At 66.2% G+C, this 16146-nt stretch carries 15 protein-coding genes and 1 pseudogene; 7 read left to right on the plus strand and 9 right to left on the minus strand.

What is annotated here, in order from left to right:
* From AB4136_RS00005 to AB4136_RS00025, 5 genes and pseudogenes are all read left to right on the plus strand, one after another.
* Positions 1-449, plus strand: a pseudogene (locus AB4136_RS00005) (P-type conjugative transfer protein TrbL); the annotation flags it as partial.
* The gene (trbF, locus tag AB4136_RS00010) at positions 449-1132 is read left to right on the plus strand and encodes a conjugal transfer protein TrbF (protein WP_116970736.1); all 684 of its coding nucleotides are present in this window, start codon (positions 449-451) and stop codon (positions 1130-1132) included. The pseudogene AB4136_RS00005 and the gene trbF, both read left to right, overlap by 1 nt.
* A complete protein-coding gene (gene trbG / locus AB4136_RS00015; protein WP_116970735.1) occupies positions 1129-2154 on the plus strand; it encodes a P-type conjugative transfer protein TrbG in 1026 nt (341 codons plus the stop codon). Before trbF ends, trbG begins: the two co-directional genes overlap by 4 nt.
* Positions 2151-3365, plus strand: coding sequence for a TrbI/VirB10 family protein (locus AB4136_RS00020; RefSeq protein ID WP_201280134.1), 1215 nt, complete (start codon positions 2151-2153; stop codon positions 3363-3365). The genes trbG and AB4136_RS00020 overlap by 4 nt, the downstream gene beginning before the upstream one ends.
* Before the next feature lie 2 nt (positions 3366-3367).
* Positions 3368-3592: a DUF2274 domain-containing protein gene (locus AB4136_RS00025; RefSeq protein ID WP_116970734.1), complete on the plus strand. Its 225-nt coding sequence runs from the start codon at positions 3368-3370 to the stop codon at positions 3590-3592.
* A 34-nt stretch (positions 3593-3626) separates the two neighbouring features.
* Here AB4136_RS00025 and AB4136_RS00030 read toward each other — a convergent pair whose 3' ends face one another.
* From AB4136_RS00030 to AB4136_RS00055, 6 genes are read right to left on the minus strand one after another with little or no spacing between them, the layout of a single operon-like run.
* On the minus strand, positions 3627-4535 hold the full coding sequence (locus AB4136_RS00030; protein ID WP_116970738.1) for a LysR family transcriptional regulator: 909 nt from the start codon (positions 4533-4535) through the stop codon (positions 3627-3629).
* Positions 4536-4572: 37 nt separating this feature from the next.
* Positions 4573-4824 carry a hypothetical protein gene (locus AB4136_RS00035; RefSeq protein ID WP_116970733.1) on the minus strand — a complete coding sequence of 84 codons (252 nt, stop codon included), beginning with the start codon at positions 4822-4824 and terminating at the stop codon, positions 4573-4575.
* Positions 4825-4848: 24 nt separating this feature from the next.
* Entirely contained in the window at positions 4849-5712 is an 864-nt protein-coding gene (locus AB4136_RS00040; RefSeq protein WP_116970732.1) for a DUF6671 family protein, read from the minus strand.
* Positions 5713-5714: 2 nt separating this feature from the next.
* Complete coding sequence (cysD, locus tag AB4136_RS00045; protein WP_116970737.1) at positions 5715-6620, minus strand: sulfate adenylyltransferase subunit CysD; 906 nt, start codon at positions 6618-6620, stop codon at positions 5715-5717.
* A complete protein-coding gene (locus AB4136_RS00050) occupies positions 6617-9175 on the minus strand; it encodes a YbcC family protein (RefSeq protein WP_116970731.1) in 2559 nt (852 codons plus the stop codon). The genes cysD and AB4136_RS00050 overlap by 4 nt, the downstream gene beginning before the upstream one ends.
* On the minus strand, positions 9172-10797 hold the full coding sequence (locus AB4136_RS00055; protein ID WP_116970730.1) for an NADH-quinone oxidoreductase subunit L: 1626 nt from the start codon (positions 10795-10797) through the stop codon (positions 9172-9174). Before AB4136_RS00055 ends, AB4136_RS00050 begins: the two co-directional genes overlap by 4 nt.
* A gap of 100 nt (positions 10798-10897) precedes the next feature.
* Between AB4136_RS00055 and AB4136_RS00060 the strand changes: the two genes are divergently transcribed.
* Positions 10898-11785 carry a LysR family transcriptional regulator gene (locus AB4136_RS00060; RefSeq protein ID WP_116970729.1) on the plus strand — a complete coding sequence of 296 codons (888 nt, stop codon included), beginning with the start codon at positions 10898-10900 and terminating at the stop codon, positions 11783-11785.
* A gap of 110 nt (positions 11786-11895) precedes the next feature.
* Positions 11896-12519, plus strand: coding sequence for a Crp/Fnr family transcriptional regulator (locus AB4136_RS00065; RefSeq protein WP_116970728.1), 624 nt, complete (start codon positions 11896-11898; stop codon positions 12517-12519).
* Positions 12520-12527: 8 nt separating this feature from the next.
* On the opposite strand, the gene AB4136_RS00070 is transcribed toward AB4136_RS00065, so the two are convergent.
* The 3 genes from AB4136_RS00070 to AB4136_RS00080 all read right to left on the minus strand — a co-directional run bounded on the left by AB4136_RS00070 (position 12528) and on the right by AB4136_RS00080 (position 15990).
* Positions 12528-13463, minus strand: a complete 936-nt coding sequence (locus tag AB4136_RS00070; protein ID WP_137900591.1) for an NAD-dependent epimerase/dehydratase family protein — start codon at positions 13461-13463, stop codon at positions 12528-12530.
* A gap of 46 nt (positions 13464-13509) precedes the next feature.
* The gene (locus tag AB4136_RS00075; protein ID WP_116970711.1) at positions 13510-14307 is read right to left on the minus strand and encodes a DUF4386 family protein; all 798 of its coding nucleotides are present in this window, start codon (positions 14305-14307) and stop codon (positions 13510-13512) included.
* A 381-nt stretch (positions 14308-14688) separates the two neighbouring features.
* Positions 14689-15990 carry a bifunctional folylpolyglutamate synthase/dihydrofolate synthase gene (locus AB4136_RS00080; protein WP_201280216.1) on the minus strand — a complete coding sequence of 434 codons (1302 nt, stop codon included), beginning with the start codon at positions 15988-15990 and terminating at the stop codon, positions 14689-14691.
* Positions 15991-16146: the final 156 nt, after the last annotated feature.

The raw sequence follows: 16146 nt of genomic DNA on the forward strand, positions 1-16146 counted from the left end.
GTGTCGGAGCCGTGGCCGGCGGCGCGGCCGCCGCCGCACGGGGCGGCGCCGCGATGGCGGGCGGCGCGTCCACCGCCTACAGCCTCGGTGCGGCGGGTCAGTCGGGCGCGGCTGGYGTGGCTTCCGGCCTCGGCGGCGTCGCCCGCGCCGCCGGCAGCGGGGCGACTTCGCCGCTGCGCCGCGCCGCGGCCAGCATGAAGTCGAGCTTCTCGGAGGGCGGCAAGACCGCGTTCGAGGCGACGGGCGGTTCGTCGACCATGGGCTCGATCGGCGGCGGCGCGACGGACGCAGCCTCGTCGGCGGCCAGTGACGCGCCGCCCGCCTGGGCCCGCCGCATGAAACGCTCCCAAGCCCTCAGCCACGGCGTGACGGCCGCCGCGCACGCGGTGCGCAGCGGCGACAGCCATGGCGGCGGCTCCTCCATCAACCTCTCCGAAAGCGACCGCTGATGTTCAAAAGACCTTCCACACACTACGGCAAGACCCCCGAGCCCGAGACGCCCTACCAACGCGCCGCCCAGGTTTGGGATGACCGGATCGGCGGCGCCCGCGTCCAGGCCAGGAACTGGCGGCTGATGGCCTTCGGCTCGCTGATCCTGTCTGCCGGGTTCGCGGCCGCGCTCGTCTGGCAATCGGCGCGCGGCACGGTCGTGCCCTGGGTGGTGCAGGTCGACCGGCTCGGCCAGGCGCAGGCGATCGCGCCCGCGGTCGCGGACTATCGTCCCACCGATCCCCAGATCGCCTTCCATCTCGCGCGCTTCATCGAGCAGGTCCGCTCGATCCCCGCCGACCCGATCATCGTCCGCCAGAATTGGCTGCGCGCCTACGATTTCACCACCGATCGCGGCGCCGCGGCGCTCAACGACTATGCACGCTCGAACGACCCCTTCACCAAGGTCGGGCGGATCCAGGTCGCGATCGACGTCTCGAGCGTGATCCGGGCGTCGCCGGACTCGTTCCGCGTCGCCTGGACCGAGCGCCGCTACGAGAACGGCCAGCTCGCCGAGACGAGCCGCTGGACCGCCATCCTCACCATCGTCGTGCAGGTCCCGAGCAATGCCGACCGGCTGCGCGCGAACCCGCTCGGCATCTACGTCAACGCCATCAACTGGTCACGGGAGCTTGGACAATGAAGCCGTCTTTCCGTAGAGCCGGAAACCCGGCTTTCCGCACGTCCACAATCGCGGCTTTGCTGCTCTCAGCAACCACGCTCGCCGGCTGCGCCACCACGCAAAAGCCGCCCGAGATTTCGTATGACGACGCCGCGCCCGCAGTGCAGACGGTTGATCCGCCTGCGCCGGTCCAGGTCGTGGAGCTGCCACGCCCGCTGCCGTTGCCCGGCCAGATGAAGCCGGTAGAGGAACGTCGCCGGACGCCCGAGCCGACCGATCCTGCCGCGCGGGTCAACCAGGCCAATGCCGCCGCGCGGGTGCAGCCGGTTCGCGACGGCTTCATCAACGCCATGCAGGTCTATCCGTGGACGCAGGGCGCGCTCTATCAAGTCTATACCGCCGTCGGGCAGATCACCGACATTGCGCTCCAGCCCGGCGAACAGCTCGTCGGCTCGGGGCCGGTGGCCGCCGGCGACACGGTGCGCTGGATCATCGGCGACACCCAGAGCGGCTCCGGCGCGACCACCCAAGTCCATATCCTGGTGAAGCCGACCCGTGCGGACCTGATGACGAACCTGGTCATCAACACCAACCTGCGCACCTACCATATGGAGCTGCGCTCCACCGAGCGGACCTATATGGCGTCGGTCTCCTGGCAGTATCCGCAGGATCAGCTGATCGCGCTTCGCCGCCAGAACGCGCAGGCCGAGGCGGCGCGGCCGGTCGCTACCGGCGTCGACCTCGCCAACATCAACTTCCGCTACGCCATCGAGGGCGACCGCGCGCCTTGGCGGCCGCTGCGCGCCTATGACGATGGGCGGCAGGTGTTCATCGAGTTCCCCCGGGGCATCGCCCAGGGCGAGATGCCGCCGTTGTTCGTGGTCGGCCCTGAGGGCAACACGTCCGAGCTCGTGAACTACCGCGTTCGCGGCAACTACATGATCGTCGATCGCCTGTTCGCGGCCGCCGAGCTGCGGTTGGGCGCCGGCGATCGCCAGAGGCGGGTTCGCGTTACCCGCACCGACGGGAGGCCCACATCGTGAGCGAGCCGCAGTCCCCGAAAGACGAGACGGCGCCGCTGACGGGGGCCGCCCCGGAGGCTGCCTCGACCATGCGGCTGCGCGCCGAAGCACCAAGGGTCACGCGGCTGTCACGCAAGGTGCTCGCCGGGATCGGGCTGGTCGCGAGCGTCGGCCTCGGCGGCGCCCTGATCTACGCGCTTCAAACCCGCGACGGCGGCAAGGCCTCCGAGGAGCTCTATTCCACCGACAACCGCTCGACCGCGGACGGCTTGGCGAGCCTCCCGCGCGACTACAGCCGGGTTCCGCAGCTCGGACCACCGCTCCCAGGCGATCTCGGTCGCCCAATCCTCGACGCGCAGAACCGCGGCCAACCGGTGCCGGTGCCCGGCATCGCCACGCCGAACCCCGGCCTCAGCGCCGAGGAGCAACGACGTCTCCAGGAGATCGAGACCGCGCGCACTGCCAAGCTCTTTGCCGGGACGGAGGGCCGTCCGCTGTCATCGCCGGCAGCCGGCGTTGCCTCTGTCGCGCCCCCACCGGCGCCCGATCTCACAGGCCTCGGGCTGGCGCCGCAACCCGCCACACCCACAGCGCAGGATCGGCAGCTCGCCTTCCTCAATGCCGCCGCCGATCGGCGCACGGTCGCCCCCGACCGCGTCGCCGCGCCGGCGTCGCCGAACATCCTGCAGGCGGGCGCGGTCATCTCCGCCGCGCTCATTACCGGCATCCGTTCCGACCTTCCGGGCCAAATTGCAGCCCAGGTGACCGAAAACATCTATGACAGCCCAACCGGACGTACCCTGCTCGTGCCACAAGGCACGCGCATCATCGGCCAATACGACAACAACGTTCAGTTCGGTCAAAGCCGCGTGCTGCTGGTCTGGAACCGGCTGATCTTCCCGAACGGCCGGTCAATTGTGCTCGAGCGTCAGCCCGGTGCTGATGCGGAAGGCTACGCCGGTCTTCAGGACGGCGTCGATTATCATTGGTGGGATCTCGCCAAGGCGGCTGGCCTCTCCACGTTGCTAAGCGTCGGCGCCGAGCTCGCGACCAACGATGAGAACCGCCTGATCCAGGCGATCCGCAACGGCGGACAGGACACCATCAATGACGCCGGCCAGCAGATCGTCCGCCGTCAGCTCAACGTCGCGCCGACGCTTACGATCCGACCGGGATTCCCCGTACGGGTCATCGTAACGCGCGACCTTGTTCTCGAGCCCTATGGAGGTTGACCATGGCGAAGCTGAAACTTGGCGCCCTCGACGACGACAAGCCGGTTAAGGCGTCGGTCGAACTGCCGGCGACCGTCCATCGGAACCTGATCGCCTACGCCGAGGTGCTCGCGCGCGAGACGGGTCGGCCTGTCGGTGATCCGATCAAGCTGATTTCACCGATGATCGAGCGGTTCATGGCGACCGATCGAGCGTTCGCAAAAGCGCGTCGGACAACAGGTAGCTGAACCGCATTCGACGACATTGTAATTGATTCAAGACTTAGGAATCGACGCGTGACCTTGCGAGCCCTTGGGGCGCTGACAGCGACTTGGCGAGGCTGAGCAATCGTCTCAAGGCCGGATTGTCGTTTCGCGGAGACCATACGGCACAGAACGTGAGGAGATCGTCCGAGAGCGGCCGGTAAACAACACCGGGGAAGCGCGTCGCTATGGTCGCTTCGCTTGTCAAAGTCAGACCTCGCCCAAGGGCCACGAGGTGCATCAGATTATCTCGCCCAACGCGATGGCTCTCAATGCTCGGGTGACGACCGAGGTCAGCGAGGTGCTTGATGAGATAGTCGTGGATTTCGGGCCCGGGGTCGGTATCGCTGATGATGAAGTGTCGCTCGTATAGGGCCGCCCACGAAATAACCGCCATCTTCGACAACTCGTCACCCAGGGGGACTGCCACATAAACGCGTTCCGTCCAAAGCTGTGCCACATCACAGCCCTCCGCGCTCGGTTCGCCAGTGAGAAACGCAACGTCAAGTTCAAGCCGCTGTATCGCGTTGATGTGCGTAGACGGTCCGCCCTCGACAAGGTCGGGTCGGATGGCCGGATGTGCCGCAATGAAGCTGCGCAGCAGATCAGCGAGGAATCCGGAAGCAAGAGAAGAGAATATGCCGATCCGGACAGCTCCAGCCTCTCCACGCCCGTGCGAGCCGGCATCCATCGCTGCATGACCAATATGCCGCAGGGCCTTGCGTGCCCGGACGAGAAACTGGTTGCCTGCATGGGTGAGTTGAACGCCCCCGTGATGGCGGACAAACAGTGCTGCGCCGATCTCATCCTCAAGGTCGCGCACGCGGCGGCTAATAGCGGACTCGTGGACTCCCATTGCTTTAGCGGCGCGCCGGAAGCTCCCCCGCTCGGCGGCTGCAACCATGTAGCGAAGATGCCGAAGCTCCATCCTTTCAACGCCTCCTGTCATCTCTCGAGGCGCAGGCTCAATCCTTGTCGACGGACTCGACGGCGCCGCTGTCGGGTTCCGCGTAATAGGAGCTCAGCGCTGATCGGCATCGTGCTGTCGACAGGTGTTTCAATATTTCGAGGTCGTTGAGGACATCAAAGGGGTTCCGATCAAGTGCGCTACGCAGCGCGTCCTTTAGCCACTTGCTCATACCAGGGTGCGACAGGACCCATTCGATCATCGAGTCGGTGTCTGCTGGGCCGTCGCGGGGCTTTCCGACTTCTGCCATGTGGACCTCCTCTCTCGACTGACCTCAGGGGTTGCAATCGCCGCATTGACCTGGGTCCGCCGTCGTCGCTGCGACGGGGCGCTCGATCCGATGACCACAGCCCTCGCACGAAAGCACGTCCGCCTTGATCGCCAGAGTTGGCCCGCCGCACCACGAACAGGGCAGACCGGAAAGCCGCTCGGTTACCGCGAATCCGGGCGCCGCGCACACGGGACACTTGCTGCGGAACCGGCGGACCAGATCGAGGGTGGCGGCTTTGATGGCGCGCATGCGGGTCGGGTTGCGATGGGCTCGCATGTCGGTCTCGACGAAGGCCGCGCCGCACATCGCGATCGTCTGAGTCACAGCGTTGTCGAGGTCCGCCGCGCTGGCGATGTCCTTGATGAGCGCGCGGCCAGGCGCCGGCTCACCGTCGATGCAGCCGATGACGATCACGCCATGACCGGGGAACTGGGCCCGCTCGCAAAATGCGCGCGCGCTGGGCAAGTCTGAAACAACCGCGTGACTGAAGTTGGTGGTCAGGCTCGCATGACGACCGATGAGCTCAATCCCGCGCGCGCGATCGGCCAGGACGACGATCTCGCGGGCGAGCGGCGCGAACGGGATGTAAGGATGAGGGCCGAAACTGCCTTCGCTGGCCAACGCGAACTGAGCGTCGGGCGCTTCCGCGAACGCCGCCGCGATCTTGGCCCGCGCGGCATCGAGCTGCGAGCCGGTCCGCTCGACGTCCCGGCTGAAGGTCCCAAACCGGTCAGTATCGATGCCGCTGCTTACCCTGACGCGCACGCCGAGCGATCGTTCCAGCAGCGGCGCGATCACCCGCTCCTTGGCGTGCATCGTCGCGAGCATCGCCAGTTCATCGTCGTAGGGGCGCGGAGCGGCCGGCATGACTAGAAATACCCCTCCCGCTTCTTCTGTTCGAGCGAGCCGCCGTCCTCGCCGTCACTGATCCGGCCCTGACGTTCCGATCCCGTGGCAGCCAACGTCTCCTGAACGACTGAGCGGAGGTCGGCCGCGTCGGATTCGACCGCCGCCGTCACCGGCCAGCAGCCGAGCGTCCGAAAACGCACGGTCTTGGTTTGGACGGTTTCGCCGGCCCGCAGTCGCATGCGGGGCTCATCATCGACGACGATCAGCCCGCCGCCCCTCTCGACAACCGGCCGGGGCGCGGCGAAATAGAGCGGCGCCAGCGCGATGTCGTGTGTCAGCGCGTAGGTCCAGACGTCGGTTTCGGTCCAGTTCGAGAGCGGGAACACCCGCGCCGACTGATCCTTGCCGAGCCGGGTGTTGTATAGGTTCCAGAGTTCGGGCCGCTGTTGGCGCGGATCCCAGACATGGCCGGCGCTCCGAACGGAAAACACCCGCTCTTTGGCCCGCGACTTCTCTTCGTCGCGGCGCGCCCCGCCGAAGACGAAGTCATAGCCGCCCTGGTCCAGCGCGGCCTTGAGCGGCTCGGTGCGCATCTCCAACGTATAGCGATCGCCATGATCGAACGGGTTGAGACCGGCGGCGCGCGCCGCCTCATTGGCGTGGACGATCAACTCGAAGCGATGCTCTCGCGCGAAGCCGTCGCGGAAGTCGAGCAGCGACTGGAACTCCCAGGTCGAGTCGATGTGGAGCAGCGGGAACGGAGGCCTTCCCGGGAAGAAGGCGCGCAAGGCGAGGTAAGCGAGCACGGTCGAGTCCTTGCCGGCCGAGAACAGCATCACCGGCTTGCGCGCTTCGGCGACGGCTTCGCGCAGGATGTGGATCGCCTCCGATTCCAGTCGCGCGAGGTGGGACAGCCGTGCGGTCATGCGGCGGCTTCCCATTGAAGCCCACCGACGTAGCGGCGGATCACCCGGCCTTCATCGGCCAGCCGGAAGAGGTGAACCCAGCCGTTGTCGACGAGATGACGAACGCCCGCGTGCTTCTCGATGACGCCATTCAGCGCGTCTTCGGGGGCTGCGATGAAGACGTTGAGCCGCAGCGGTTCATGCACGAAGCGCTCGCCGTCGTGGACCGACTGCCAGGGCAATCCCACCTTGAGGTCACCGGAGTTGCCCTCCAGCACCCCCAGCTGCCCGACGACGTTGTGCAGCACCTTGTTGCCGCTGCCGAAGGCGCGGTTGTTCACGGTCGAGCCGTAATATTGCAGGTTGATCCAGCTCGCGACGACCATCGGCGCGGTCATGATCAGTTCGAGCACGCCGAACCCGTCGTCCTTGCGCCAGTCATAGTCGTGCAGGAAGGCGCGGCCGCCGAGATCGAGCCCGCGCGTCCGTGACCGCGGCGCGGCGATGAAGGCGGCGTTGCCCGCGAGCCCCCATTCGGGACGGACCTGCGCCCAGTCGCGGCTACGCGCCTTCACCGCACGATCAACGTCCCTGGTCTTGTCGATTCCGAGCCCCAGCGCGCGTTCGGCGCGCGCCAGCGACGAAGCCTTCGCCAGCGCCCTGCGCAGAGCGGCGAGATCGGCGGCGTGGGACGCGGGGAGATCGTCCGCGTCGAAGATGTGGACCTCGTCGGTGGTCGTATCGTGCAGGCAGCCCAGGAACCAGGTGTCCTCGGGGATATCGATTCCCTTGCCGGCGAGACCTCTGCGCACGCCCGGATCGTTGAGGATGGCGGCGGCGACCCGTGCGTTCGCCTCGCCGGTGTGGCCGCCGCACGCGCCGCAATCGAGCCCCGAGGCATGGGGATTGTTGACGGTCGTGCTGCCGTGCCCGGTGAGCAGGACCAGGCGCGCGAAGTCTTGCGTCATCGACATCGCGCGCAGGACGGCCTCGGCCATGGCGACACGCTGCGCGTCGTCGAAGCCGGTGAGCCGGCCAGCCACCGCGCGGGGATCTAGACGCGGGCCCACCCGATCGATGACGCTCTCGTCGAGGCCATCGGTATTGGGGTCGCTGACCGTCCGGGTCAGGCGCGCGCTGTCGCCGACGAGCTTGCCGGCGAACAGCAACCCCGCCGTCTCGACATAGGTGAAGGAAGACACCGCCGAGAGCTTGAACGCCTTCCACGCCTTCGCCGCGCGGCGGCGCAGCAGGCGCCGGTTGAGGATCTCCGCCTCCTCGGGCTCGGAAGCACCGGCGACCGCCTCGCAGACGACGAAGGCGGGTTTGAGCAGCACCGGGCATTGCGCGCCGCCGGTGTCGCGGCCGATCGGCACATATTCGATTGGGAAGCCGAAGAAGCCGGCGAAGCCGATCGTCTCGGCGTCGGGGCAGACCGTCTCGAGCGCGCGCCGATAGACCTCGGAGCGCACGTCGATGCAGAACGCCGCCTGGAACGCCTTGCGCACAGCCTTTGAGGGCACGGGGGATGCGAGGTGCTGCCCGAGCCGCGCCAGTAACTGGCGCTGATACCCGGCCTCATAGGCTTCGTGCAGCATCAGATCGACGACCAGCTCCGGATCGTCGCCAAGGCGCTCGTCCTCCGGCAGCGCGGTGGCCTCTGCCATCGCCTTCGACCATGCCGCCCTAAAATCCGGGTCGGCGCGTTCGAGGAACAGCGCATAGCCCCACACCACCCGGATCGCCAACAGCTGCACCAGCGTGTCGTCATCGCGCCCGTAGAGCGAGTTGTCCCAGACGCGGTATCGCGCATAGGCGGCCCAGCCGCCGACATCGATCAGCGCGCGGTGCAGGTAATCCTCGACCGCGCGCTCGGGGATGCCGAGCGCGCCCACGACTGCGGCGATCGCTTCGCGCGGGTCGTCCGGCATGGCGGCGACGGCCTTGCGGAAGCCCTTGATTCCCATCGTCTCGGGGTTGCGGTCGAACTGCATAGCCGCGCGCCAGGCGGCGTAAGGCGGCAGCGCCCGCGACGGCAGCTTCCACGCGGCTTGACCCTCGTCGAAATAGGCCGCGCACCACTTCGAGATCTCGTCGATCATGAAGGCAGTGCGCGAGGCTTGGCGGTCGCCCGCCGACAGGCTGTCGAGAACCTCGGCGACGGTCGCAACCACTGCTTTTGGCCTCTTCGTCACCGGGTCTGTTGCGGCCGACCGGCGCAGCGCCGCGTCGTCGCTCGCCAGCGCTGCGTGACCGGACGTCGCGGCGACCGCCGCCTTCAGGTCGCGATCCTCGATCCGTCCCGCCGCCAGCGCTTCTCGGTAGAATGCACGCGGCATCAGCATGTCGACGCCGGCGACGCGGCGCAGCGTCGCGCACGTCGAGGAAAAGCTCTGGTCGCTGAAGCCGAGAAACGGATTGACCGCGACGAAGTGCTTGAGCGGCCAAAGCGGCGCGATCTTATTGCACGCCCGGTCGATGGCGGCGTCGATCGCCGGGCGTGGCGGGTTGGCCACTGGCTCCGCATCTTGCGCCCGCCTCGGCGGGTCGATCGCGGCGGCGACGGCATGGCTCATGAGGGAACTCCGCTGACAGGGGTCGAAGGAACGATCGCGGGCGGCGGCGGCGGGCTTGGCCAGAACCGCAGCACCAGCCGGTTGGCGAGCGTGTTGACGTAGAGGCCGTTGGCAAGGTGGACGTAGGCCGCCTGCCAGCGCGGGGCGTCCGCCTTGCCCGGCAAGACGCTCTGGAAGACGGTCACCGCCGCGAACGCCAGGACGACCAGGGCGACGATGACGAGGTCGAGTGGTCCGCGCAGCGCCTGCACCGGGGGCAAGGACCCGGCAAGCACATGCTCCACCGCCCATTGGAGTCCGAAATAGGCGAGCGACACCACCAGTGCGAGCGCGGCCGTCCGGCCGACGACATAGAGGCTTGGCCGCTCGTCGAAGGCCTGGGTTATGAGGTGCGCGAGACCCAGCATCACCACCGCGCCGAGGGCGAACACACCGGGTTGCGCGGTGATCGTCGCGCCGAACAGCGTCCCCACGACCAAAGCCGCGGCCAGGACCAGGCCGACGATCATCGCCATCCGGGCCGGGTGCGGCTGACCGCCGGGGCTCGGCGACCACGACGCCCGCGCCAGGTCGATGACGCTGCCAGACGAGAGGAAGGCGTGGGCCTTGTAGAGCGAGTGAGCGACGATGTGCAGCAACGCTGCGGCGAACGCGCCGAGCCCGCATTGCAGCATCATGAAGCCCATCTGGGCGATGGTCGAATAGGCCAGCGAAACCTTGACGCTGGTCTGGGTCAGCATGACGACCGATCCGAACAGCGCGGTAACGCCGCCAACGATGACCAGGATCTCCATCGATGGCGACGAGAGCGAAATGACGTCGGCGAAACGCAGCACGAGGAAGCCGCCGGCGTTGATCACGCCGGCGTGGAGGAGCGCCGACACGGGTGTCGGTGTCTCCATCACCTCGGTGAGCCAGCCATGCAGCGGGAACTGCGCCGACTTGAGCAGCGCGGCGATCACCAGCAGTACCGCGACCGCATGGATGGCAGCGGGAATGTCTCCGCCGACGCGCATCGCCTCCGCCCCCGCGAACAGGACCGCATAGTCGAGACTGCCGAAAGCCTGATGGAGCAGCACCATCGCCGCGATCAGGCAGAGATCGCCGAGCCGGCTGGCGAGGAATTTCTTGCGCGCGGCGAGCACGGCCGCCTGCCGCTCGGGATAGAACAGCAGCAGCTTGTTGAGCCCGAGGCTGGTCGCGATCCACGCCAGCGCGAACTGGAACAGATTGCCCGAGACGATCAGCAGCAGCACCGCCGCGAGGGTCAGACACAGCCACTTGGTGAAGCGGGCCTGCCCGCGGTCGCCGTCGAGATAGTTGCGGCTATACAGGACGACGATCAGGCCGACGAAGGCGACCAGCACGAACATGATCGCGGCCAGAGTATCGACGTAGAATCCCAGGCCGACACCTGCGAACCCCACCGTGCCTGTCACCAGGGGGCCGTTGACCGCGACGCAGAGGCCCGCGGCTGCGGCCATCGCCAGGGCGAAGCCGGCGATCCAAGCGGCGCCCCCTCCGACCTGTCGCTGACCCGACTTGGCGCTTCCGGTCGCCAATCCGGCGACTGCGAGCGCGAATGGTCCGAGAGCGAGGCACCAGGTCAGGTTCGGCGTCATGGTCGTCTCCAGCGAGAAGCGACCTATCAATTAACGCCACATGCGGGTTCTTAATAATACAAAGATTGCGGCACTTCGTTCGTTTCTGTAAAATCATGCAATGGCAACCCTCAACTATCACCACTTGCGCTATTTCTGGGCCATCGCGCATGAGGGCAGCCTTACCCGCGCCGCCGATCGGCTAAATCTCTCGCAATCGGCCCTCTCGGTGCAGCTCGGCAAGCTCGAGCTGCAGCTGGGCCATCCGCTGTTCGACCGATCCGGCAAGCGTCTCATCCTCACCGAGGCCGGTCGGATCGCCCTCGACTATGCCGACACCGTCTTTCAGGCCGGAGACGAGCTGGTGAGCACGATGAAAGGGCGGCCGGTGGATCGGCGGCAGGCGTTCCGGGTGGGCGCGTTGACGACGCTATCCCGAAACTTCCAGCTGGAGTTCCTGAGCCCACTCGTGGGCCGGGCCGACGTCGAGTTGATTATCCGCTCAGGCACCATGCGCGATCTCCTCGCCCAGCTTGAGGCGCATATGATCGATGTCGTGCTCGCCAACAGCGCTCCGCAGCACGACGCGCGCTCCGACCTTCGCAGCCATTTGCTCGCTCAGCAGCCGGTCGCACTGGTAAGGCGCCCGCGCGCCGAACCGACCGCGTTCCGCTTCCCGGACGACCTGCGGTCGCAGCCCATCTTGTTACCGAGTCTCGACAGTGAAATTCGCGTTGGGTTCGATCGGATCCTCGAACTCGCCGGCGTGCGCCCGATCATTTTTGCCGAAGTGGATGACATGGCCATGTTGCGGCTCCTCGCCCGTGACAGCGACGGTCTGGCTCTCGTACCGCCGATCGTCGTGCGCGACGAACTCGCCGCCGGCCTGCTCGTGGAGGTCTGTCCGGTCCCGAACCTCAGCGAAACATTCTACGCGATCACCCAGAAGCGCCGCTTTCCGAATCCCTTGCTCGGGGAGCTGCTCACGCGGGCGGTAAAGGATAAATGACTTTGTTGCTCACATGCGCATCATGAGGCCTGTCACATCGTCTCAAGGGCTGACGGTCGACCGAACACAAAGCGAACTTCAGCATTCACCGCATCGCGTATAGTCGCTGGATGCGTTCCAAGGATCCAGCATTTGCAGCCTTTTCCGACCTGATCATCAGATCAGTGGCACCCTTGACGCCGTCCGAGCTGACGCTGAACGATATCGCGGACGCCTGCGAACTCCGTGTGCTTGCCAAAGGCGACCATCTGCTCCGGGTCGGGGACATCGCTGAGCACATCTACTTCATGTCAGCCGGGCTTGTTCGCTACTATTTTCTCGACGGCGATAGCGGTGAAGAGCGCACCGGACAGTTTTTCGACAAGGACCAGGTCTTCACCGATGCATCGAGCTTCCTGTCCCAAGCGCCCGCATCTCAGTCGATGCAGGCGCTGGAACCGTCCGAGGTGATCTGTCTGTCTCGCCGGGCACTTTACGCCGCCTACGCCGCCGACCATGCGATGGAGCGATTCGGTCGGCTGATGGTGGAGGCGGCACTGGTTGGCTCACAGCGACGCTCTACCAGTCTCCTCACCCTTGCGCCTGACGAGCGCTACCGCACGTTTGTCAACGCCAGGCCGGAGGTGGCACGGCGTGTGCCACAATATCTCATTGCGAGCTATCTCGGAATCACGCCGGAAAGCCTGTCGCGCATCCGCGGGCGGCTCGTCAAAAAGCTACCCGTTAAGCGGTGATCGGAGCGTCAAGATGCGTTCTGCCAGCTTTCCAGCGTCGCCGTGAGCGCGTCGTCCCAGTCCGTGGCGCGGACGCCGAACGTTTCGGTGTAAGCCTTGTCGGAGATGATGAACGGCGCCTCATAGGAGTAGGCCATTTCAATAACCTCGCTCGCCGCAGGCGCGAAGAGGCCGATCGTTCGGAGAACGAACCTGGGAACCCGACAGATCTTGGGCGCTGGTGCGTTAGCGATCTCCGCCGCCCGCGTCAGGATCTCCCGTGGCGTTAGCGCCGGTGGAGACGGCACGTGCCATGCCCTGCCCCAGGCGCGCTCCTCCCGCCCGAGCCGGATCAGCGCTTGGGCGAAGTCCGGTACATATGTCACGCTGTGCAACATGTCGGCGTTGCCGAACCATCCAATCGCTTTGCCCTTTAACAGGTTCGGCCACACGCGCTCACCAAACGCCGATTGGCGCACGCCGGGGCCGAGGAAGTCGGCTGCACGCCCAGTCACTGTACGCACATCGCCGCGTTGGTGGGCCTCGATCAGTTGCCGGCTGAGATCTGCACGAACCTTGCCCTTCCGCGTTGTCGCGATGAGCGGAAGGTTCTCATCCAGAGTCCCGGCAACGCCGTATCCGTAGAGGTTCTCGGCGGCCACGAGGACCGCGCCGGCACGCGCAGACCCTTCCAGAACGCTCGCCTGCAGCTTCGGAAACATCATGGACCAGCTCTGATAGGGCGGCGCGGCGCATTGATAGACCACGGTGGCCCCTGCGCAGGCCGATATGGCGTCCTCACGCCGCGAGACGTCGCCGACGTGAACCTCGACGCCTGCATGGCGGGCAGAACGAGAGGAGCGGGTGACGGTCCGAACCCGCGCGCCCTGCAGCAACAGCGAGCTGACGACGGCCTTGCCGACCGGACCCTGGCCGATCACGACATGCAGATCATGGCTGTTCATCAAAGTAGCTCCCGGTCCGCGCGATGGGGGTTCACCTGTGCCGTGATCAGGCTCGGCTTGATCGGACGGCCGCTCTCGCGTCGGATGAGATCCCAATGTTTTCCACTGAGCGTGCGCGCAGGTGCCAAATCGCAAGCGCCGCCGTCCAGAGCTGCCAGAAGATCCCCGAAAGCGTCAGCAGGATCGATGATTCCACCCCGATCACCGAGGGTAGCGTGGAGAGCAGACCTGCCGCCGCAATAAAACCGGCACAGCCGATGATGCGGGCGCCGCCGCCTAGCCTCAGCAGGGCGATCGAAACCAGGATGGTCCAGACGCCGGCGAAAAGGCCGACACCTAAAAGTTCACCAACCCCGCCAGCGAAGGCGTTGAAGGAAACGTAAACAACCTCAATCGCGGCTTTGGTGGCGCCGCTCGCGCCCGGATCGACATAGGCAACGGCGAGACCCGGCATCAGGAACAGCCAGCGGACGATACCAAACGCTTTCGCGACCCCGGCCAGAATTCCGAGCGCAACCGCAAAGTTTCCGAGCGCCCGCCCCATCGCCAATGTGCGGCCGAGTAAGATCGCCAAGGGAATCAGAATCAGTGCGTGCAGGAGGTAGCTCAGATAGCCCGCAAAGACCGGACCGGCCTGTTGAAGGATCAACGGCAGGATGATCGATGGCGGCTCCCCGAGCGACGCGGGCCAGTTGATTGACGGCATCAATATGAAGAAGGCGGCCCACATCAAGATGAATTGGGCGAGCAGGAGCACAGCTGCCGGGAGGTAGGGTGGCGCTTGGGGTTGATCCGATACTCCCGCTGACAGATCACGAGTCATGGGATTTGAAACACTGGCCATCCGGGTTTCTCCTTCTCGCGCAGGGGAGCGCAGGGGGATTGGGGTCGTTACGCGACGACTTACCCCCCGTTTATGGAGACCTCAGGCTCGGCTGCCATTGATGTCGGGTAAGATCGACGGTGTCCGTCCCACTGAACCCGGTTGTGAATCCCTAGCCCGCTGGTCGGAGCTGGACCTTCGGCCTTGCGCAGCCAACCGCGAGCTCTCCCGCCGACCCCCTCGCAAAGGCCTCTTCCGGTCCCGAACCTCAGCGAGACCTTCTACGCGGGCACCGAGAAGCGTCGCGTTTCGAATTATTGGCTTGGAGTTGCCCATCCGGGCGGCGAACGGAAAGGATGCCGTGGCTTCCGCTCGAATGCACCCTGCGGCAACGTCAGCCTTTCATTTTGGCCAGGTTTCTAAGTCCAGCGCCAAGACCTCGCCAGCGAGATACAGCGAACCGCAAATGACCACATGCGGCGGCGGCCCATCGCCAGAAAGCGCCGCATCGAGAGCCGATGAGACATCCGGCCGAACCTCCGCGCCAAGCCCTGTACGCCGAGCCACGTCCAAAAGGACCGCGGGATCGGCCGCCCCGCTTGCATCAAAGTCCACGAGCAACAGCTTTAGGGGACGGATCGGACACAACGCCGCGAAGATGCCTTCAAGGTCCTTGTTGGCGAGGACGCCGAGGATGACTGCCAATGGCCGCCCGTCCCTCGCTCTGAGGTCGCGCAACGATCGCGCCAGCGATTCGAACGCGTGCGGATTGTGGGCGCCGTCGAGCCAGAGATCGGCGCCTCGCGCTGACGCTCGTGCGGCCAGCGGACCCGCCGTCAAGCGCTGCATCCGGGCAGGCCACGAGGCGCGTCTCAGTCCCTCGTTCACGGCTGCATCCGACAAGCCGAACTTGCGGGCCACGGCTACCGCGAGCCCCGCGTTGGCGACCTGATGCGCGCCCATCAAACGACCGTGGGGCAAGTCCATATTGCCGGCAGAGTCCTGGTAGCGGACGCGGTCCTGTTCCGTCCATGCATTAAAGTCGCGGCCAGCGAGCATCAGCGGCGCTCGTGCGCGCTCGGCCGCTTTCCTGATCACGACCAAGGCGCTTTCGACCTGGCGAGTGGAAACGCAGGGAACGCCGGGTTTTATGATGCCGGCCTTCTCCCCCGCGATCTCGGCGATCGTTTCGCCAAGAAACTCACAGTGGTCAAGGGCGACGGGCGCGATGGCCGTGATCGCCGGACGCTCTATGACGTTCGTTGCGTCATAACGCCCGCCCAGACCCACCTCGACAAGGCAGAGATCGGCGGGCGTCTCCGCGAACGCCAGCAACGCCGCCGCCGTCGTGATCTCGAAGAATGTGATCGGCTCACCCTCGTTCGCCGTTTCAATCCGCGCCACCACCTCGGCCAGATCGTCCTCGGAAATCAGTTCGCCCGCCAGCCGGATGCGCTCCGCAAAACGTACGAGGTGCGGTGAGGTATAGACATGCGTGCGTAAGCCGGCGGCCTCGGCGATGCCGCGCAGGAAGGCGATCGTCGACCCTTTGCCGTTGGTCCCCGCCACATGGATTACGGGCGGCAGCCGACGCTCAGGGCGCCCCAGTTTCGCGCAGAGACGCTTCATGCGAACGAGCGAGAAGTCGATCAGCTGCGGATGCAGCGCGCGCAGCCGCTCCAGCGCGGCGTCGTGAGCTCGCACACCGTGGATCACGAGGGGCGGTCCACCGGGAGCGGCGGTGCGATTGGCGATTCGGCGGGCCCCACCGAAGCCGGCGGGGTCCGCCCTTCGCGCCGCGCACGCCTCCGAGCAGCAGCACCCCGCGACGACGATCTCGAATCCGGGCGAGCGCCCCGC

This window comes from Mesorhizobium sp. 2RAF21 (assembly GCF_052115345.1).
GTDB lineage: Bacteria > Pseudomonadota > Alphaproteobacteria > Rhizobiales > Rhizobiaceae > Mesorhizobium > Mesorhizobium terrae.